At 63.8% G+C, this 19,290-nt stretch carries 20 protein-coding genes and 1 pseudogene; 7 read left to right on the plus strand and 14 right to left on the minus strand.

The window, feature by feature from the left end; genetic code table 11:
• The first annotated feature begins 62 nt into the window (after positions 1-62).
• The 4 genes from ACVJGD_RS28115 to poxB all read left to right on the plus strand — a co-directional run bounded on the left by ACVJGD_RS28115 (position 63) and on the right by poxB (position 4,480).
• Positions 63-1,037 (plus strand): ABC transporter substrate-binding protein, encoded by a 975-nt coding sequence (locus tag ACVJGD_RS28115; protein WP_456637282.1) that lies wholly within the window; start codon positions 63-65, stop codon positions 1,035-1,037.
• 8 nt (positions 1,038-1,045) lie between these two features.
• Positions 1,046-1,867 carry an ABC transporter ATP-binding protein gene (locus ACVJGD_RS28120; RefSeq protein ID WP_456637283.1) on the plus strand — a complete coding sequence of 274 codons (822 nt, stop codon included), beginning with the start codon at positions 1,046-1,048 and terminating at the stop codon, positions 1,865-1,867.
• Positions 1,864-2,631, plus strand: coding sequence for an ABC transporter permease (locus ACVJGD_RS28125; RefSeq protein WP_456637284.1), 768 nt, complete (start codon positions 1,864-1,866; stop codon positions 2,629-2,631). The genes ACVJGD_RS28120 and ACVJGD_RS28125 overlap by 4 nt, the downstream gene beginning before the upstream one ends.
• Before the next feature lie 121 nt (positions 2,632-2,752).
• On the plus strand, positions 2,753-4,480 hold the full coding sequence (gene poxB, locus ACVJGD_RS28130) for a ubiquinone-dependent pyruvate dehydrogenase (protein WP_456637285.1): 1,728 nt from the start codon (positions 2,753-2,755) through the stop codon (positions 4,478-4,480).
• A gap of 201 nt (positions 4,481-4,681) precedes the next feature.
• Here poxB and ACVJGD_RS28135 read toward each other — a convergent pair whose 3' ends face one another.
• A complete protein-coding gene (locus ACVJGD_RS28135; RefSeq protein WP_456637286.1) occupies positions 4,682-5,893 on the minus strand; it encodes a threonine ammonia-lyase in 1,212 nt (403 codons plus the stop codon).
• Between the two features lie 96 nt (positions 5,894-5,989).
• Between ACVJGD_RS28135 and ACVJGD_RS28140 the strand changes: the two genes are divergently transcribed.
• Positions 5,990-6,502, plus strand: a complete 513-nt coding sequence (locus ACVJGD_RS28140; protein ID WP_456637287.1) for a DUF1697 domain-containing protein — start codon at positions 5,990-5,992, stop codon at positions 6,500-6,502.
• Here the strand turns inward: ACVJGD_RS28140 and ACVJGD_RS28145 are convergent.
• The 10 genes and pseudogenes from ACVJGD_RS28145 to ACVJGD_RS28190 form a co-directional block, all read right to left on the minus strand.
• A complete protein-coding gene (locus ACVJGD_RS28145) occupies positions 6,499-6,657 on the minus strand; it encodes a hypothetical protein (RefSeq protein ID WP_225708825.1) in 159 nt (52 codons plus the stop codon). The two genes, ACVJGD_RS28140 and ACVJGD_RS28145, sit on opposite strands and share 4 nt — an antisense overlap.
• Positions 6,658-6,798: 141 nt before the next feature.
• On the minus strand, positions 6,799-7,521 hold the full coding sequence (locus tag ACVJGD_RS28150) for a di-trans,poly-cis-decaprenylcistransferase (protein WP_456637288.1): 723 nt from the start codon (positions 7,519-7,521) through the stop codon (positions 6,799-6,801).
• Positions 7,522-7,552: 31 nt separating this feature from the next.
• Positions 7,553-7,933 carry a winged helix-turn-helix domain-containing protein gene (locus tag ACVJGD_RS28155; protein WP_456637289.1) on the minus strand — a complete coding sequence of 127 codons (381 nt, stop codon included), beginning with the start codon at positions 7,931-7,933 and terminating at the stop codon, positions 7,553-7,555.
• Positions 7,920-8,538 (minus strand): annotated as a pseudogene (locus tag ACVJGD_RS28160) (hypothetical protein). The gene ACVJGD_RS28155 and the pseudogene ACVJGD_RS28160 overlap by 14 nt, the downstream one beginning before the upstream one ends.
• 124 nt (positions 8,539-8,662) lie before the next feature.
• On the minus strand, positions 8,663-9,022 hold the full coding sequence (locus ACVJGD_RS28165) for a DUF1428 domain-containing protein (protein WP_456637290.1): 360 nt from the start codon (positions 9,020-9,022) through the stop codon (positions 8,663-8,665).
• Positions 9,023-9,112: 90 nt separating this feature from the next.
• Positions 9,113-9,850 carry a DUF899 domain-containing protein gene (locus ACVJGD_RS28170; protein ID WP_456637291.1) on the minus strand — a complete coding sequence of 246 codons (738 nt, stop codon included), beginning with the start codon at positions 9,848-9,850 and terminating at the stop codon, positions 9,113-9,115.
• 21 nt (positions 9,851-9,871) lie between these two features.
• The gene (locus ACVJGD_RS28175) at positions 9,872-10,333 is read right to left on the minus strand and encodes an SRPBCC family protein (RefSeq protein WP_456637292.1); all 462 of its coding nucleotides are present in this window, start codon (positions 10,331-10,333) and stop codon (positions 9,872-9,874) included.
• Positions 10,216-10,662 carry an ArsR/SmtB family transcription factor gene (locus ACVJGD_RS28180; protein WP_456637293.1) on the minus strand — a complete coding sequence of 149 codons (447 nt, stop codon included), beginning with the start codon at positions 10,660-10,662 and terminating at the stop codon, positions 10,216-10,218. The genes ACVJGD_RS28175 and ACVJGD_RS28180 overlap by 118 nt, the downstream gene beginning before the upstream one ends.
• 317 nt (positions 10,663-10,979) lie before the next feature.
• Entirely contained in the window at positions 10,980-11,255 is a 276-nt protein-coding gene (locus tag ACVJGD_RS28185; protein ID WP_456637294.1) for a DUF3551 domain-containing protein, read from the minus strand.
• A gap of 116 nt (positions 11,256-11,371) precedes the next feature.
• Complete coding sequence (locus tag ACVJGD_RS28190; protein WP_456637295.1) at positions 11,372-12,343, minus strand: Bug family tripartite tricarboxylate transporter substrate binding protein; 972 nt, start codon at positions 12,341-12,343, stop codon at positions 11,372-11,374.
• 138 nt (positions 12,344-12,481) lie between these two features.
• Here ACVJGD_RS28190 and ACVJGD_RS28195 point away from each other — a divergent pair, with 138 nt between their 5' ends.
• Entirely contained in the window at positions 12,482-12,901 is a 420-nt protein-coding gene (locus tag ACVJGD_RS28195; RefSeq protein ID WP_456637296.1) for a VOC family protein, read from the plus strand.
• Between the two features lie 210 nt (positions 12,902-13,111).
• Positions 13,112-14,692 (plus strand): AMP-binding protein, encoded by a 1,581-nt coding sequence (locus ACVJGD_RS28200; RefSeq protein WP_456637297.1) that lies wholly within the window; start codon positions 13,112-13,114, stop codon positions 14,690-14,692.
• A gap of 138 nt (positions 14,693-14,830) precedes the next feature.
• Here ACVJGD_RS28200 and ACVJGD_RS28205 read toward each other — a convergent pair whose 3' ends face one another.
• The 3 genes from ACVJGD_RS28205 to ACVJGD_RS28215 form a co-directional block, all read right to left on the minus strand.
• A complete protein-coding gene (locus tag ACVJGD_RS28205; protein ID WP_456637298.1) occupies positions 14,831-15,928 on the minus strand; it encodes an HD-GYP domain-containing protein in 1,098 nt (365 codons plus the stop codon).
• 321 nt (positions 15,929-16,249) lie between these two features.
• Positions 16,250-18,532 (minus strand): molybdopterin cofactor-binding domain-containing protein, encoded by a 2,283-nt coding sequence (locus ACVJGD_RS28210; protein WP_456637299.1) that lies wholly within the window; start codon positions 18,530-18,532, stop codon positions 16,250-16,252.
• Positions 18,529-19,020, minus strand: coding sequence for a (2Fe-2S)-binding protein (locus ACVJGD_RS28215; protein ID WP_456637300.1), 492 nt, complete (start codon positions 19,018-19,020; stop codon positions 18,529-18,531). Before ACVJGD_RS28215 ends, ACVJGD_RS28210 begins: the two co-directional genes overlap by 4 nt.
• Between the last annotated feature and the right edge of the window lie 270 nt (positions 19,021-19,290).

The following is a 19,290-nucleotide window of genomic DNA, read 5'->3' on the forward strand; positions in this document are numbered from 1 at the left end:
AAGCCGGCCCACCTGCGGCACATTTCTTGCTGGTTCCCAGGAGACTTCCCTGGGGATTTTCCATGAAATTGATGTCCAAAATTGTCGCGTTGTCTCTCCTGCTGGCATGCGCAGCCGGTCTGCCCACCCCCTCGCAGGCGCAGGACAAAGTCGCCGTGGGCGTGTTCCCGCTCTCCTCGTCGCTGCCTTACTTCGTCGCGCTGGAGCGCGGGTTCTTCAAGGAACAGAACATCGAGCCCGAGATGACGAAGCTGCTCGGCGGGCCGGCCAATGTCGCGGCGCTGATGACCAACCAGATCGAAGTCTCGGCCGTGCTGGTGACGCTGGAGGGCCTCAACGCCAACGTCAAGAAGCCGGGGGTTGCCACCTATATCAGCCTCAACAGCCAGACCAAGGTCGGGAGGATGGAGCAGTTCGTCGTCCGCAACGGCTTCCCTGCGAATTCGATCGCCGAGCTCAAGGGTGCCAAATTGATGTCGGCGCCGGGCCCGGCCAACATCAACACCGCCAAAGCGATCCTCGCCAAGAACGGCTTGAAGGAAGGCGACTACACGATCGACCAGCTCGACATGGGCCAGCATGTCAACGCGATGACGGCCGGCACCTTCGACGGTGGCTACACGCTCGAGCCGAACGCATCGATGATGATCAAGGCCGGCGTCGCGCGCTCGATCGAGGCCGGGGTGATCTCGAAATATATCCTGGGCAATGAGAACGCCAATGCCTACGCCGCCGGCTGCGCGATGACGGCGGACTTCATCCAGAAGCGGCCGGATGTGGCAAAACGCTTCGCCGCCGTCTGGGCCAAGGCGATCGCCTTCATCAACTCCAATCCCGACGAAGCGCGGAAGCACCTCGCCAAGAACACCTACACGCCGGACAACGTCGTCGATATGGTGCCGATGCTTGGCTATGTGATGGCCGGCGACATGACCAAGGAGCAGCTCGCCGATCTGCAGGCCTTCGCGGATTTCGGCACCTCGATCGGCGTCGTGCCCGAAAAGATCGACGTCATCAAATTCCTGTACAAGTTTTGAAGGGCCGCATGACGAGCGCGGCTGCAAGCATGGCGAGCGAACGGGTTAGCGGGTTCGACGAGTCGCGCCGGACGGCGCCGCATGTCACGATCCGCAGGCTTTCCAAGCGTTATCCCGATGCGATCATCTACGACAATTTCGATTTCGACATCCCGCGCGGCAAGCTGATTTCGGTGTTCGGACCCAATGGATGCGGCAAGAGCACGCTGATCAACATGATCGCCGGCCTCGTGCCCGCGGACGCCGGCGAGGTGCTGTTCGACGGGCGGCCGCTCAGCCGCGTCAAGTTCGGCTACGTGTTCCAGAATTACCGCGAAGCGCTGTTTCCCTGGCTGCCGGCGTTCGACAACATCGCCTACCCGCTGAAGCTGATGGGCGTGCCAAAGGCGGAACGCAAGCTGCGCGTGGAACGGCTGGTGGCGCATCTCGGCGTCAAGATCGACCTCGCGCTCTATCCCTACTATCTCTCCGGCGGACAGCAGCAGCTCGTCTCGATCATGCGCGCGCTGATCGTCGAGCCGGAGATTCTGTTCCTCGACGAACCGTTCTCCGCGCTCGACTACGAGATGACGCTATTCATGCGTGAGCAATTGCAGCGCGTGTTCATGGAGACCAAGACGACGACAGTCCTGATATCGCACGACCTCGAAGAGGCCGTGTATCTCTCCGACCATGTGCTGCTGTTGTCGCGCCACCCGGCGAGGGTGGTCGAGTTCGTGCCTTATGACGCGCCGCGGCCGCGCACCGACAAGACCATGACGGAGACTTCGTTCATTGCCACCAAGGCGCATTGCCTGAAACTGTTCCAGCAGGAGGTGCGCCGCGGATGACCGGACGCAAGCAAATCGCGCGGGCTTTGCTGCCGCTGGTCGGCGTCGTGATCCTGCTCGCCGTCTGGGCGCTGGTGAATGGGCTGAAGCTGGTCGATCCCGTGCTCCTGCCTTCGCCCGCCGCGACGTTCAGGACGCTGTGGGAAGGCATGATCGGCGGCAAGCTCGGCGCTGACTTTGCCAGGACCGTGATGCGGACCATCTCCTCCACCGCGATTGCGGCCGTTATCGCGATTCCGCTCGGCATCCTGCTCGGCTCCTCGGAAAAACTCTATCGCTCGGTCGAGTTCCTGATCGACTTCTTCCGTTCGACGCCGGCATCCGCGATGTTTCCGCTGTTCCTGGTGCTGTTCGGCGTCGGCGACCGCACCAAGATTTCGGTGGCCGCGTTCGGCGCGGGGCTCGTGATCCTGTTCAACGTCGCCTATGGCGTCATGAACGCACGCAAGACCCGCCTGCTCGCCGCCAAGGTGATGGGTGCGTCACGGACGCGCGTGCTGTTCGACGTGATGCTGCTGGAATCGCTGCCGCAGACTTTTGTCGGTTTGCGCAACGGCGTGTCGCTCGCGCTCGTCATCATCGTGGTCGCCGAGATGTTCATCGGCTCGACCGACGGGCTCGGCCAGCGCGTGTTCGAAGCGCAGCAGCTGTTCGACATGCCCGGCATGTATGCCGCGATCTTTGCCGCCGGCGCCCTCGGCTATGCACTCAATCTCTTGTTTCTCCTGATCGAACGCCGCTTCGTGCACTGGGCCGGCCGCTAGCCTCCCTGGCCTCACCACGAGGCCGTGCGAACCTGAAATATCCCTGTTGACGGAATGGCGTATGTTCCGGGTCGCCGGACACGTGCTCTGTCGAAACCCCGATTCCCCCAGGGAGAATCTCATGGCCCGCACCGTTGCCGACCAGATGGTCGAGACCTTTGCCGCAGCCGGCGTGAAACGCATCTACGGAATTGTCGGCGACAGCTTGAACGGTTTCACCGACGCGCTGCGCCGCCACGGCGGGGTCGAGTGGCTGCATGTGCGCCACGAGGAAGTCGCGGCGTTCGCCGCAGGCGCCGAGGCGCACATCACGGGCGAACTCGCGGTCTGCGCCGGAAGCTGCGGTCCCGGCAATCTGCATCTGATCAACGGCCTGTTCGACTGCCATCGGTCGCGCGTTCCGGTGGTCGCGATCGCGGCGCATATCCCTTCACCCGAGATCGGTTCGGGCTTTTTCCAGGAGACGCATCCGGAGCACCTGTTCCGGGAGTGCTCGAGCTATTGCGAATTGGTGTCGAGCGCCGAGCAGATGCCGCGCGCGCTCGAGATCGCTGTGCGGCGCGCGATCGCCGAACATTGCGTCAGCGTCATCGTGATTCCCGGCGACATTGCGCTCAAGCCCGCCACCACCACCTCCGCCTCGACATCGACGGGGCTGGTCCTGTCGCAGCCGGCGGTGGCGCCTTCAGATGAAGCGCTCAGACAACTCGCCGATCTCCTGAACCAGTCGGAGCGCGTCACGCTGCTCTGCGGCAGCGGCTGCGCCGGCGCGCATGACGAATTGATGCAGCTTGCGGAAGCCCTGAAGTCGCCGATCGTCCATGCCATGCGCGGCAAGGAGCATGTCGAGTGGGATAACCCTTACGACGTCGGCATGACCGGCCTGATCGGGTTTTCCTCCGGTTATCACGCCATGGAGAACTGCGACACGCTGCTGATGCTTGGCACCGACTTCCCCTATCGGCAGTTCTATCCGAAGGGCGCACGGATCGCGCAGGTCGATGTCAGGCCCGAGGCGATCGGGCGGCGCGTGCCCGTCGAGCTTGGCGTCATCGGACAGGTCGGCCCGACGTTGCGCGCGCTGCTGCCGCGACTGACCGCCAAGGACGATCGGCGCTTTCTCGACGGCGCGCGCAAGCATTATGCCGAAGCGCGCCGCGGGCTCGACGAACTCGCCTCCGGCCGCAAGGGCGGCCCGCTGCATCCGCAGCAGATCGCGCGTGTCGCGAGCCAGTTCGCCAGCGAGGACGCGATCTTCACCTGCGACGTCGGCCTGCCGACGGTCTGGGCGGCGCGCTATCTCGCCATGAACGGAAAACGCCGCCTGATCGGCTCGTTCTGGCATGGCTCGATGGCGAATGCGATGGCGCAGGCGATCGGTGCCCAGGCGGCCGCGCCGGGACGCCAGGTCGTCTCGTTCTCCGGCGATGGCGGTTTCACGATGCTGATGGGCGATCTTTTGAGCCTTTCCCAGCTCAAGCTGCCGGTGAAGGTGATCGTGTTCAACAATGGCGCGCTCGGCTTCATCGAGCTCGAGCAGAAATCCTCCGGCTTCCTCGACACCGGCACCGAGTTGAAGAACCCGAACTTTGCCGCGATGGCGGAGGCCACCGGCATCAAGGGCATCCGCATCGAGGATCCGGCTGAGGTTGAGAGCAAGCTCGCCGAAGCCTTCGCGCATCCCGGGCCTGTCGTGATCGACGCCGTCGTCAATCGCCTGGAGCTCGCCATGCCGCCCAAGGTGACCACCGAGATGGCCAAGGGCTTTACGCTCTACATGGTGCAGGCAGTGCTGAACGGCCGCGCCGACGAGGTCGTCACGCTGGCGCGGACCAATCTCTTGCGCTGACAAGATCAGGTCGAACTGTATCCGCGACGTACGCCGCGACTTCCTCTCCCGCTTGCGGGAGAGGGCTGGGGTGAAGGTTTCTCCAAGATGGGACTTTCCGTGCGGAGAGAGCCCTCACCCGGCGCTTCGCGCCGACCTCTCCCGCAAGCGGGAGAGGTGAAGCGAACTCGCGGCCGAATCTCGCCAAATCACCACCAGGTTCTACGTGCAACGCGCCGCGAGGCCTGCCGCCGCGAGCTTGGCCAGCACATCGTCCAGATGTGCGCGGTCACGGGTTTCGATCACGAGTTCGAGCAGCGTCGCCTTGGCCGGCAGTGCCGAGAAGGTCCGCTGATGCGAGACTTCGATGATGTTCGCGCCGGCTTCGGCGAGCAGCGCCGAGACGGCGGCGAGCTGGCCGGGTCGATCGACGATGTCGAGCGTGAGCTGCGTCAATCGTCCCTCGCGCGCGAGCTCGCGTGTCAGGACCGAGGCGATCAGCCGCGTATCGATATTGCCGCCGGTCAGGACCAGGCCGACCTTCTGCCCCGCGAAGCGCTGCGGCGCGGCCAGCACCGCGGCGAGGCCTACTGCGCCGGCTCCCTCGACGACCGTCTTCTCGATCGAGATCAACATCGCCACCGCGCGTTCGATCTGATCTTCGCTGACCAGCAGGATGTCATCAACCAGCTTGCGCACGATCTTGGTCGTGATCTGGCCGGGCGACTTGACCGCAATGCCCTCGGCAAGAGTATCGCCGCGCATCGGCAATTGTTCGTTCCTGACGGCATTGTACATCGACGGGTAGAGCTGGGCCTGGACGCCGATGATCTTCAGATTGGGCTTGAGCGATTTGGCGGCGATCGCAACGCCCGAGATCAGCCCGCCGCCGCCGATCGGCACGACGAGTACATCAAGATCCGGTACGGAGGCGAGCATCTCCAGCGCAATCGTCCCCTGGCCTGCCATGATCAGCGGATCGTCGTACGGATGGATGAAAGTCATGCCGCGCGTCTCACAGAGCTTGCGGGCGAACTGCGCGGCGTCCTCCAGCGTCGACCCGGAGATGATGACTTCGGCGCCATGGCGCCGCGTGTTCTCGATCTTCACCATTGGCGTGCCGATCGGCATCACGATCGTGGTGGGAATGCCGAGTCGCAAGGCGTGATAGGCGACGCCCTGCGCATGATTGCCGGCCGACATCGCGATCACGCCGCGCTGCCGCTCCTCGGGCGATAACGCCTGCAGACGGTTCAACGCCCCACGTTCCTTGAAGGAGGAGGTGAACTGCAGGTTCTCGAATTTGAGCCAGATGTCGCAGCCGCAGATCTCGCTCAGCGTCCGGCTCTGGTTGCAAGGGGTAACGTTGACCGAATCGCGGATCGTCGCCGCGGCGGCCCTGATATCGGCCAAGGTGATCGGAAGGTTTTTCAAGTTGACCTCGGTTTGGCCGGCGGCCTGTCCTGTAGCTTCCCTCGGGGCGCCTGTGGCATGCTCACGGCCTCGCTCTGCTCTTGGATACGGTCTGGAATGCCAACCTATATCGCCCTGTTGCGTGCCGTGAATGTAGGCGGAACCGGCAAGCTGCCAATGACCGAACTGAAGGCGATGTGCGTCGCCGAAGGATTTACGAGCGTACAAACCTATATCGCCAGCGGCAACGTAGTGTTTGACAGCAAATTGCCCGCCGCGAAAGTGAAGGCAGCGCTGGAGAAGCGGCTGCAGGCCTATGCGGAAAAGCCGGTCGGCATCGTGATCAGGACTGCGGCGGAGATGGCCGCGGTGCTGAAGGCCAATCCGTTCCCCAAGGCGCCGCCGAACTGGACGGTCGCGATCTTCCTCGACCAAGCGCCGCCGGCCGATGCGCTCGTGGCGATCAAGGGGCGGCAGGACGAAGACGTGCGCCTCGGCAAGCGCGAGATCTATGTCGCCTATGGCTCGGGGATGGGCCGCTCGAAGCTGAAGATACCGGCGGCGGCAAACGGCACCGCGCGGAACATCAACACGATCGCGAAGCTCGTGGAACTCGCGTCGGGCGGTTAGGCGTCCTGGAGCGCAGCCTGCGCGTCCTCGCGCGGCTTGACCGGTTCGGCCCGCTCGACCACGTCGCAGTTCTCGCAATGCAGGACGGTACGGAAATGCTTGTCCAGCGCGACGGTCCGTTGCCGGCCGCATTGGCAGCGCATCTGCTTGTCCATGGGAATGACCCTGGTTGTCTTTGATTCGCAGGAAGGTCGGTGCGTCTAGCTAGCCGCTAAGGGTTAACCTAGTGTGACGATGAAGACGCAAATCCAGCCGCCTTCCCGCGCCGCCGGTCTCCAGCCGTTCGTCAGCCAAGCTCAGAGGCTCGGCACATCCTCCAGCGCGACCGGCTGCAAGCCGCCAAAGCGGCGTTCGCGGCGGTGGAAGGAGGCAAGCGCTTCGGCGAGATCATCCGCCTCGAATTCCGGCCACATCCGATCGGTGAAGTGCAGCTCCGCATAGGCGCCTTCCCACAGCAGGAAATCGGACAGGCGCTTTTCGCCGCTGGTACGGATGATGAGATCGACGTCGCGCAGATTCTGCTCGCCGGTGACGAGTTCGGAGAAGGTCTCGCGCGTCAGCTTGCCAAAGCCAGCGACCCGCGTCGCGGCGTTGAGGATGGCATCGCGCGCGGAATAATCGATCGCGATACGCAGGTGCAGGGCGTCGCCATCAGCCGTCGCTTCTTCCGCGCGGGCGATCGCAGCCGCAATGCCGTTGGGCAGGCGGTCGCGGCGGCCGATCACGGTGAGGCGGACACCATTGCGCACCAGCGCCTGAATCTCGTTGGCGAGATACAGGCGCAACAGGCCCATCAGCGCGGTGACTTCGGCCTTCGGCCTGCGCCAATTGTCGCTGGAGAAAGCATAGAGCGTCAGCGTGCCGATCCCCTGCGCAGGCGCCGCCTCGACGATACGGCGGATCGCGTCGACGCCGGCCTCGTGGCCGCGCAGCCGCGACAGCCCCCTCCGCGTCGCCCACCTTCCGTTGCCATCCATGATGATGCCGACGTGAAGTTTCGAGGAGAGATCACTTTGCATTACAAAGTCTCCGATCAAAAAAGAATCGTGATCAGGCCGGCAGGATGCCGAGCCGGGAAGGCGCAACACCCTCCTTGCCCGCAGCCTTGGCGGCGTCGCGCACGAGCCGTTCCAGCACGACCAGATAGTCGAGGAAGCGGCGGCGGCCCGCCTTGGTGAGGCGGCAGGTGGTGAGCGGCCGGTTGCCCTCATAGCCCTTGGTGACTTCGACGAGCCCGGCTTCCTGCAGCACCTGCAGATGACGGCTGAGATTGCCGTCGGTCAGTCCGCAAAGCTGCTTGAGATCGGCGAACGCCAAGCCCTTGGGATGCGTCATCAGCGAGGTCATCAGCCCGAGTCGCGCCTTCTCGTGGATCACGCGGTCGAGGCCGTCATAGGAGAACGGCGCGTTGTTGGCTTCAGTCTTCGACATCGTTTTCTCCAGAGGCGAAATACAACAGGGCAGCCATCAACACCTGGCCGACGACGAAGGGCAGACCCATGGTCCAGGGCGACAATGCGTGGTTCTGGCTCGCGACTACCAGCACCGCAAAGCCGCAGAGGAAATACCAGGCGCCGGCAAAGGCGATGCTGCGCGGCAATAAGCGGACGGAAGCGAACACGCCGAGGCTCACCAGCACCTGCCACAGGCCGGGCAGCATCCACAGCGTTTCGGGCGCGAACTTCCACAGCAGGATCGCCAGCAGCACGCCGGCGACGCCCGCGGGCAGGAACTGCTCGACCGCCTGCTGGATCATGGCGTCGGCGAGCCCGGAATGATGCCTGCGCGACCGCGCCCGCATCTCGGTCCAGATCAGGGCGGCGGAAAGCAGCGCGGGCGGCGGTCCAGCCGCCGAAGAAGGTCAACGGGTTTGCGGTCGGATTGTCGAGCCAGAGGAACTGCAGGATCGCGGTCAGCAGCGCGACGCCCCCGGTGGCGGCCACGGTCGCCGGGCCATAGCCGCGGAACGCCGTGCCCGCCGCAATCTGGCTGCGGATGGCGAGGATATCGGCCAGGGCCTTGTCGAGATCGCGCATCGGTTGTCCGAACTTTGCATTGCAAAGTATAGCGAGTCGGAAAGCGGACGCAAGTCGGCCATCGGCCGATCAGCGATCACTTTCGGCCATCTTCGCCGAAACAGTTTGTGTAGCGGCGCCGGCGCTATACCTTCACCAGGCTCGCAAATCCGCCATAGATCATGCGCTTGCCGTCGAAGGGCATCGACTTGCCGTTCATCATGGATGCGAGGCGCTTATCCGCCATCACCTTGGCGTTGATTTTGTCGCGCTGGGCGCGCGATTTGTAGGTGATCCAGGCGAACACGACGGTCTCGCCCGCTTTCAGCTTGACGCTCTGCGGGAACGAGGTGAGCTTGCCGGGCTTGACGTCTTCGGCGACCCATTCGCGATAGTCCAGCGCGCCATATTCGCGCCAGATCCTGCCGCACTTTCGCGACATGCGGGCATAGGCGGCCAGATTCTTCTTCGGGACGGCGACGATGAAGCCATCGACATAGGGCATGGGCGGTTCCTGTTGTTGTTCCCCTCATTGCAAGCCATCGGGCGGCGCTAGCGCCGACCCGGTGGCTCGCAATGACGGTTTGGGTGTCTGTCAGCTATGGCAACAGGATGCCTGAACCGGCGTCGGCTGGTATTGGTCACGGTGCCGCACCCAGTCCATCGGATAGGGCAGTCCCTCTTCGTGGCGGCCGAGCGGCGTGAGATCGAGATAGTGATAGGCCGCGTTCATCATGTCGAGGCCGCGGGCAAAGCACGAATAGGTGTGGAAGATGTTGCCGGCCTCGTCGCGATAGAACACGCTGATGCCCGGCGCCTCCTCGACACCGAACCCGGACGTGCCGAAATTGTAGATCTTGGCACCCGACTTCAGCTCCTCCCGCGTGAACGACACCGCGAAGTCGTGGTTGAAGTCGCTGTTCGCCGAGGACAACCAGTCGAACGTCCAGCCCATCCGCTTCCGGAACGCTTCCAGCTTCTCGAATGGCGCACGCGAGATCGCCACCAGCGTGGTGTCGCGTGCCGCAAGATGCGGGATCATGCGCTCGTATCCGTCGGCCCAGAACGAGCAGCTCTTGCAGCCTTCGTCCCAATCGGGCGCAAACATGAAGTGCTGCACCACGAGTTGCGGCCTGCCCTTGAACAGATCGGCGAGCGCCACCTTGCCGGCCGGCCCGTCGAACATGTAGGCCTTGTCGATCTTGACCCAGGGCAATGCCCGCCGCTCCGCGCTGAGGGCATCGCGGGCGCGGGTGAATTCCTTTTCGCGCGCCAGGTGCGTTTTGCGGGCCTGGATCCATTCCTCGCGCGACACTACTTTGTGTGGCTGCATGGCACCCTCCTTTGACAGCGTTCAGGCAACGAAACTTTCCAGCTTGGCAAATAGCTCGGTCCATCCACGCTCATGATTGTCGAGCGCAGTCTCGTCGAAGAACTGCTCGTGATGGAAGGTCAGCAGCGTGCCGGCGCCGTCTGGCCTGAGCGACACGGTCACCAGCGACTCGCGCTCGGGCGTCGAATGCCAGGCCCAGGTGAAAACCAATCGCTCGTTTGGCACGACCTCGCGATAGACGCCGCCGACTTCGTGATACTCGCCGTCGTTGGCGGTGAAGCTGATGCGGTAGCGTCCGCCGCCGCGAACGTCGAGCTCAGCCTGCACGGACCCGGGCTTCACATTCGCCGGCCCGAACCACTGCACTAGGTTTTCCGCCTGGGTCCACGCGGCGTAGATCTTTTCCGGCCGCGCGCGGAAGCGGCGCGTGAGGGTGAGGCCGGGGCGCGCGACGGCGTCGGGACTGGCGGTGCTGATGGCCATGGGTCTTCCTCCACAAAGGCGGCAAGGCGATCGAAATTGTCGGACCAGAAGCGCGCGTAGCGATTGAGCCAATCCATCGCCTGCTCCATCGGTCGCGCGGTCAGCCGGCACGCCACCGTGCGGCCGGTCTTCTCCCGCGTGATCAAGCCGGCATCCGACAATACGTCGAGATGCTTCATGATTGCGGGCAGCGACATCTGAAATGGCTGCGCCAGTTCGCTCACCGACAGGCTTTCCTCCTCGCCAAGCCGCGCCAGAAGCGCACGACGGGTGGGATCGGAAAGCGCCGCGAAGGTGCGGTCCAGCGTCTCGTCGAGATACTTAACCATGTGGTTTAGTATAGACGCGATCGATCACGAGTCAATGGCTCGTATCGCAAGAACTCTCACGAAAATTTGGTGCTCAGAAAGATGCGGCAAAGACGACTTGCGCCCGCCCTTCCCTTCTCCCCTTGTGGGAGAAGGTGGCGCGCATGAAATGCGCGACGGATGAGGGGTCGCCTCCGCGGGCGACGGTGCGCGTGAAGAAAGACCTTCACCCAAGTGAAGTTGTTGCCGACACCGGCGCCGCCCTCTCCCGCAAGGGGAGAGGGCTCAGTAACTGCCACCGCGAAACCGCAGGGCCGGTAAGCACGTCGTTCGCAAGCTCAGTTGTAGTAATAGTAGTCCCTGTACGCACGACCGCGACGCGGCGCCTGCTGCTGACCGAAGGCTACGCGTGGATTGATGTTGCAGTAGAGGTTGCGGCCGGACGCGCTCGCCATGCACTGCGCATAGGTTTGATACGAGCAGTCGCCCGGAATTCCGAAGCCTCTGCCTTGGGCGCACCAGGGATAATCATAGGCCGCGGCGGGAGCGGAGCCGGCGGTGACACCCGCCCCGACGGCCGTCACGGCCAGCATTGCCAACATCAGTTTGCGCATCGTCGTTCTCCTTGGCCAAGCTAGGCCATTGCCTGCATCTGCGTAGTCGCATGGCCGGCGTCAAGGTTCAGAACGCGATTGTCGCAGGAAGGTTCGAGATGATGCTCTCTCGCGCCCTATTCCACCTTCAACCCGGCGCCCTCGACCACTTTCTTCCACTTTTCGGTCTCGGCGACGACCTCCGCACCGAACGCTTCCGGCGTCTGGATGCGCGGCTCGCCGCCCAATTCAACCAAACGTGTTTTCATCGCGGGCTCGGCCAGCACAGCGTTGATATCGCTGTTGAGCTTGGTGATGATCTCCTTCGGCGTGTTCTTTGGCGCACCGATGCCAAACAGGGCGCTCGCCTCGTAACCCTTGACAGTCTCGGCGACGGCCTGCACGTCGGGCAGTTGCGGCGAGCGTTCCGCCGTCGTGACGCCGAGCGCCCGCAGCGAGCCGGAGCGGATATGCTGGATGATCGAAGGCATGTTGTCGAAGATCACGTGCACCTGACCGGCAAGCAGGTCGGTGATGGCCGGCGCCGCGCCGCGATAAGGCACGTGCTGCATCTTGGCGCCGCTCATCGCCATGAACATCTCGCCGGAGAGATGCACCGAGGTGCCGTTGCCGGATGAAGCCAGATTCACCTTACCGGGATTGGCTTTCACATAGTCGATGAACTCCGCGACGTTCCTTGCCGGGACATCCTTGTTGACGGTCATCACGTTCGGCACTCGCTGGAACGAGGCGATCGGCGCGATGTCGCGAACGAAATTGAACTTCAGATTCGCATACAGCGTGGCGTTGATGTAGTTCGCGGGATTGACCAGCAGCACGGTGTAGCCGTCCGGCTCCGCGTTGATCGCGGCTTCCGTGGCGATATTGTTGCCCGCACCGGGCTTGTTCTCTATCACGAATTGCTGTCCGAGCTTTTCCGACAGCCGCTGCCCGATCAGGCGCGCCAGGATATCGGTGGCGCCGCCGGGCGGATAGCCGACGATCCAGCGGACCGGCCGCGCCGGATAGTCCGCCGCCGAAGCGCGGCCGATCGCAAATGTCGAAATCCCGGAACCGATCAGGCCAAGCGCAGTACGGCGTGAAATCATGAAGTTTCCTCCGATATGGCCGGGTTCACACTCCGGTCCGTCTTCTCTTGAACTAATGACGCCGCGCGTTGTAACAAACTACGCATCGGACAGCCAGTGTGCAGCTTGCGCACTGGACCGCGACGAAAGGATGAGGCCATGACCGTCAAGGTGAACGCGCTCGACCATCTCGTGATCAACGTGTCCGATGTGACCCGTTCCGCCGAATGGTACAGCAGGATTCTCGGCATGGAGGTCAAGGTGTTCGATCCGGGCGAGGGCAAGGCGCCGCGGACCTCGCTGGTGTTCGGCAACCAGAAGATCAACGTGCGGCCGCGCGATGCCTCCAAGATCGACTGGTTCACCGCCGATCACGAGATGCCCGGCAGCGAGGACCTCTGCTTCCTCACCTCCAGCACGCCCGATGAGGTGGTCGCACATCTGAACGCCAACGGCGTCAAGATCGAGGAAGGCCCGTCGGCCAAGCATGGCGCGCGCGGCATGCTACGCTCGGTCTATTGCCGCGATCCCGACGGCAGCCTGATCGAGATTTCGTCGTATGACGATGGCGTAAAGTAAGCACGCCCTTCCGGCCATTCTCAGGTCGTCATGCCCGGGCTTGACCCGGGCATCCACGAAGCCGCAGCGGGAAGACGTGGATGGCCGGGTCAAGCCCGGCCATGACGGTGAAGTTCACACACGGTTTGATCGCGTCACGATCCGGTGGCAGAACTGTCCTCCGAACAAGCAAAACCAATGAGCAGCCACAAAGGCTGCGCGGGAGGAAGCATGACCGATTCACAGGCAGCACCCGGTATCGTGGGACCGTTCGCTGGCCTCGACGTGCCATGGCTGCTGCGGATGCGCGCGGAGGTCCGGCGCGATCACCCGTTCCTGATCTGGGCGCCGTTCGAGGCGCCGTCGCGAACATGGACCTATGGCGAATTTCACGAACGCGTCGGCGCGCTGGCCGCAGGGCTTGCTAAGCGCGGCGTCAGGCCCGGCGAATATGTGCTGATCCATCTCGACAATTGCATCGAGGCGATGCTGGCCTGGTTCGCCTGCGTCGAGCTTGGCGCGATCGCGGTCACCACCAACACGCGCTCCGCCGCCGCCGAGATCGAATATTTTGCCGGCCATTGCGGCGCGGTCGCCGCGATCACCCAGCCGGCCTATGCCGAACTGATCGCGGCCAATTGCCGCGACCTGCGCTGGATCGCGGTGATCTCGCATAACGCCGGCGCCGCGCCGGCACAGGCCACATCACGCGGCGACAGTTTTGAAGCGCTGTTCGGAGACAGCGCCGACCGGCCGCGCCGCGCCACCGATCCACTGGCTCCCTGCAGTGTGCAGTACACCTCCGGCACGACGTCGCGACCGAAGGCGGTGTTGTGGACCCATGCCAATGCGCTGTGGGGTGCCAAGGTCAATGCCGCCCACGAGGACCTGCACGCCGGCGACGTGCACCAGATCTACCTGCCGCTGTTCCACACCAATGCGCTGGCCTATTCGATGCTGGCGACGCTCTGGGTCGGCGCTACCAGCGTGATCCAGCCGCGCTTTTCCGCAAGCCGGTTCTGGAGCGTGGCGCTGGAGCACGGCTGCACCTGGACCTCGACCATTCCGTTCTGCATGAAGGCGCTGCTGGAGCACGAGATCCCTCAGAACCACAAGTTCCGGCTTTGGGGCACGGCGGTGTGCGAGCCGCCGCCGTTTGCCGCGTTCGGCGTCAAGACGATCGGCTGGTGGGGCATGACGGAGACCATCACCCACGGCATCGTCGGCGAGGTCGACCAGCCGAACACGCCGATGTCGATCGGCCGCGCGGCGCCCGAGTACTCGATCCGCATCACCAACGACGACGGCTCGGCCACGGACGTCGGTGGCACCGGCAATCTCTCCATCAAGGGCATTCCCGGCTTGTCGCTGTTCAAGGAATATCTGCACAACGAAAAGGCCACCCGCGAAAGCTTCGACGAGCACGGCTACTTCCTGACCGGCGACCGCGTCACCCTGCTCGAACACGGCTTCGTCAAGTTCGGCGACCGCGCCAAGGACATGCTGAAGGTTGGCGGCGAGAACGTCGCGGCCTCCGAGATCGAGCAGGTGATCGCGGTGGTGCCCGGCGTGCGCGAGGCGGCGGTGGTGGCGAAGAAGCACCCGATGCTCGAGGAGGTGCCGGTGGTCTTCATCATCCCGCAGGACGGCGTCGAGCGTGCGCCCGCCAACTTGCACGACAACGTCATGGCCGCCTGCCGCAGCGCGCTCGCCGACTTCAAGGTGCCGCGCGAGATCCGCTTCGTCGACGACATGCCGCGCTCGACGCTGGAGAAGGTCGCGAAAGCCGAACTGCGAAGGATGCTGGAGTGACGTGACGAGGCGCGTCATCCCGAAGCAACGTCTCTCCACGTCATTGCGAGCGAAGCGAAGCAATCCATGGTGCTGCTTGCGGAGCCTATGGATTGCTTCGTCGCTACGCTCCTCGCAATGACGGCTGAGCAGTCGGAATCAATAATACCCGAACGCGACCGGGCGGAACGCCTGCAGCAATTGCTGATCGAGCTTCCCGCCCATGTCTTCCATCATCGCGAACGCCTTCGCGTGGGTGAACTGCAGCCGGTAGGCGCGCTTCTCCACCAGTGCGGCGTAGATGTCGACGATGGTGGTGAGCCGCACGATGTCGCTGATCTGGCCGCCGTGGAGACCATTCGGATAGCCGGAGCCATCCAGCATCTCGTGATGGTGCAGCACCACATCGAGCATTTCGGGCGGAAAGCCGCCCTGGGCCGTCAGCGCCTCGTAGCCGCGCCGCGGATGCTCGCGCATCTCGGCCATCTCGTCCGCCGTCAGATCGGTCGGCTTGTCCAGGATCGAGGTCGGGATGAACGCCTTGCCGACGTCGTGCAGCAGCGCCGCGCGGGCAAGGCGGCGCTGGTCGTCCTCGCGCATGCCGAGGTGCTGCGCGAACGCCACCGCAAAACCGGTGACGAACAGGCAATGGCGATAGGTGTCGGTGTGATGGCAGCCGACCATGGTCAGCCATTCGCGCAAGGATGAGTGCTTGATCGCTTTCAGGATCTTGCGCTCGGCGTCGACGATGTCGCTGAATTTCAAGGGCACGCCGGCCGGCAGCTTTTCGAAGATCTTGACCATCACCGCATGCGCCGCCTCGACGCCGCGGTTCAGCGCCTTGCCGCGATCGGTTTCATCGTAGCCGTCGGCGTCCGGAAACGCGGAGCGGATACGCTGCAACAGTCCGGACGCGTCGAACGGACGCGAGATCGTGTCGGTGGCTCCTAACGCCCAGGCCTGCATGGTCGCGTGGTGCAATGCGTCCTGCAGCACGAACAGCCGCGGCATTTCGCGATAGGCTTCCGTCCTGAGCCTGTTGCGTACAAGCTGCACGCTCTCGGGCGAGCGCAGGTTGATGTCGACCACGATGCCTGAAAGATTGTCCGCGGGCGTCTCGGGAATCTCCGCGGTCGAGATGGTGTCGACCTCGCCAACCGATCTCAATATCCGGGCCAGTTCGCTGCTTTGGTCGCTTCGATCCGACGCCAGCAACAGGCGGCGTCTTGACGAAGTCTTGTTGGCTAACGCGGTCATGAAATTCCTGGGCGTTCGCAATGACGATCCACAGCCCAGGCTAGCCGAGAATGGGTTCCCTGCGGCTTAATGGGGATGATGAATGCGGGGCTAGCGGGAATGCTACAATTTTAGGGATTTGCTGATCGCGCATGCGACGCGGCCACGCTCACCATCGTCATCATCCGCGAAGGCGGATGATCCAGTAATCACGGACGCCGGTGAGACACAGGACCGTCGGCGGTTACTGGATGCCCCCGCCTGCGCGGGGCATGACGGAACAACAAAATCCGCCGGAGACTTTCTCCGGCGGATCATTGTCTCACAACGTGCGCGACCTCCTTACGCCTTCATCGCCGCCTTCACCGCGTCCGCGGTGATCGGCAGCGCGCGAAGCCGGGCGCCGCAGGCGTTGAAGATGGCGTTGCCGAGCGCGGGCGCGATCACCGTGACCGCGGGCTCGCCGACGCCGGTCGGCTTGTCGCCATTGGCGATGACGTTGACCGCCACCTCCGGCATCTGGCCCATCCGCAACGGAGTGTAGGTATCGAAATTGGTCTGCTCGATGCCGCCGTCCTTCAGCGTCGCTTTCTCATACATCGCGAGCGAAAGGCCCCATAGCGCCGCGCCCTCGACCTGGGCACGGATGTTGTCGGGATGCACCTGCATGCCGACATCGGTGGCCACCGTCAGCTTCTTCACCTTGACCTCGCCCGACGGCGCCACCACGACATGCGCGACGCAGGCGGTCCAGCTTGCGGAGGCGCGCTCCTGCGACGAGACGCACGCCACGCCCATGCCCTCGCCCTTCGGCAATTTGCCGGTGCCGTAGCCGGCCAGGCCCATCGCGGCGAGCAGCGTGTTGCGCAGGCGCTGCGCGCCACCGTCGTTCTTGCCCTTGCCGTCGAGCAATTCGATACGGAACAGCGCCGGATCCTTGCCGGACGCATGCGCGATCTCGTCGATCATGCTTTCGACTGCCCAGAACGTCCAGCCCGGCGCCACCGACCGCAACTGGCCGGACGGCGTGGCGTTGTGCGCCATCTCGTTCTTGATCGCCCGCACCTGATGGTTGGGCACGGTGTAGAAGAAGTCCGCGCCATTCACCGTGAAGGAGTCGAGCGGGCCCCTCTTGTCGACCGACGGCGTCAGGAAATCGGGGATTCCCCAGCGCGCGGTCGGCCAGGCCGAGACCACGTCGTGGTTGAGCGCGATCAGCTTGCCGCTGGCATCGAGGCCCACCTTGACCTTCTGGTAGGTCAGCGGCCGCGAATAGTCCATGGTCATGTCGTTTTCGCGCGAATAGATGATCTTGACCGGCTTGCCGACGGCCTTGGCCGCCTGTACCGCGGGGATCATCATGTCGGCGTCCAGGCGCCGGCCGAAGCCGCCGCCCAGCCACATCTGGTGCATCACGACATATTTGGGATCGATCCCGGCCGCAGCCGCCGAAATCTCGCCGGTGCGCGTTGCGAACTGGTTGCCGGAATAGATGTGCAGGATGTCGCCCTTGAAGTCGGCCACGGCGTTCATCGGTTCGAGCGGCGCGTGGATGTTGATGTTGGTGGTGTATTCCGCCTCCATCACCTTCGCCGCCGTGCCGAACGCCGCCGCCGTGTCGCCGTCCTTGACGAAGAACTGGCCGGAGTCATCGAGCGCCTGCAGCCTTTTCGCTTCGCTCAGCAGCAACTCGCTCGAAAGCTTCGCGTTCGGACCGTTGTCATAAGCGATCTTCAGCGCTTCCGCGGCCTTCTTGGCGCTGGCGTAGGTGCTCGCGACCGCCACCACCCAGCCGGAAGTACTGCCGGTCTTGTCGTCCAGCACCACCGTCTTGATGAAGCCGGGCACCTTCTTCGCGGCGCTATCGTCGACCGATTTCACGGTGGCGCCGAAGCGCACCGGCGGCGTCACCACGCGGCCATAGACCATGCCCGGCAGCATGACGTCGATGCCGTATTTGGCCGTGCCGTTGGTCTTCGAGGGGATGTCGAGCTGCGGCACCGAGACGCCGATCAGGGTGTACTGATCCGGGGTCTTCAGCTTGATCGCCTTCAGTTCGTCCGGCGTGAAGGTCTTGGTCGCCTTGCCGCTCTTGACGATGTCGGCAAAGCTCATCGACTTCTTGGACTTCGGATGCGAGATCACGGAATCGCGTACCACGAGTTCGGCCGCAGGCACGCCCATCGCGGCCGCTGCAGCTTCCGTCAACGCGATCCGTCCCGCCGCGCCCGCGCGGCTCATCGCGTCGAAGTTCATCATCGTCGACCAACTGCCGCCGGTGATCTGCGCCCCGAGCACGGGGTCATTGAACTTGGGATCGTTCGAGGCAAGCTGGACGCGCATGTCCTTCCAGTTCGCCCCGAGCTCTTCGGCGACCATCTGCGCCATCGTGGAAGCGATGTGCTGACCCATATCGGCCTTGCCGCAGGTGACGGTCACAATGCCGTCGGGCGCGATCGAGTACCAGGTGCTGGGCTCGAAATTGGATGGCGCGGCAAGCGCCTGGTCGAGGCCGGGAACGGCGGCATAGCCGAGCACGAGCCCGGTTGCGGCGGAGCCGACCAGGAACGACCGGCGGCTGAGATCGGCAGGTCCGCGCGAGGTGATCTTCACATGGCTGTTCATGTGGGCCTCCGCTCGGTTCCGACGTTGGATGCCGTGCGCATTTCGGACGCGGCGCGCATGATCGCCTTCTGGATACGCGAATAGGTCATGCAGCGGCAGAGATTGCCGTCCATATGCGCGACCACTTCGTCGCGGGTCGGGTTGGAATTCCTGGAGAGAAGTGCTGCCGCCTGCATGATCTGGCCGGACTGGCAGTAACCGCATTGCGGCACCTGCTCTGTGATCCACGCCTTCTGCAGCGGATGATCGCCCTTGGCGGACAGGCCTTCGATGGTGGTGATCTTCTTGCCGACGGCCTCGCTGACCGAGGTCTGGCAGGAACGCACGGCTTCGCCATTGAGGTGGATCGTGCATGCGCCGCAGAGACCTGCGCCGCAGCCGAATTTCGTCCCGGTCATCTGCAATTGCTCGCGGATGACCCAGAGCAGCGGCGTATCGCCGGCCGCCTCGACGGACATATTCCGTCCATTGATCGTGAGGTTAGGCATCGCGTTTCCCCTTCCGGTGTTGGAAGCCGCTTACGGCGGCTGCTCACTTGTTGGGTATCGGGCCGGCACCCACCGGGTCGATGCCGGCAGCGCGCGAGCATGATCCGGAACCGGATTGGAGGCAATCCAATTTGGAAACACTCAAGGCCAAAGCGACATCGGTTGTGCGTTGCGGGAAGATTGTGTCGCGGCGTTGTCAAAGCGATCGCAATGACGCCGACATCACCTTCCATTTCCGCATTTCCCACCCGCGAACGGATCGCGCTAGGA

This window comes from Bradyrhizobium sp. USDA 10063, from assembly GCF_054063735.1.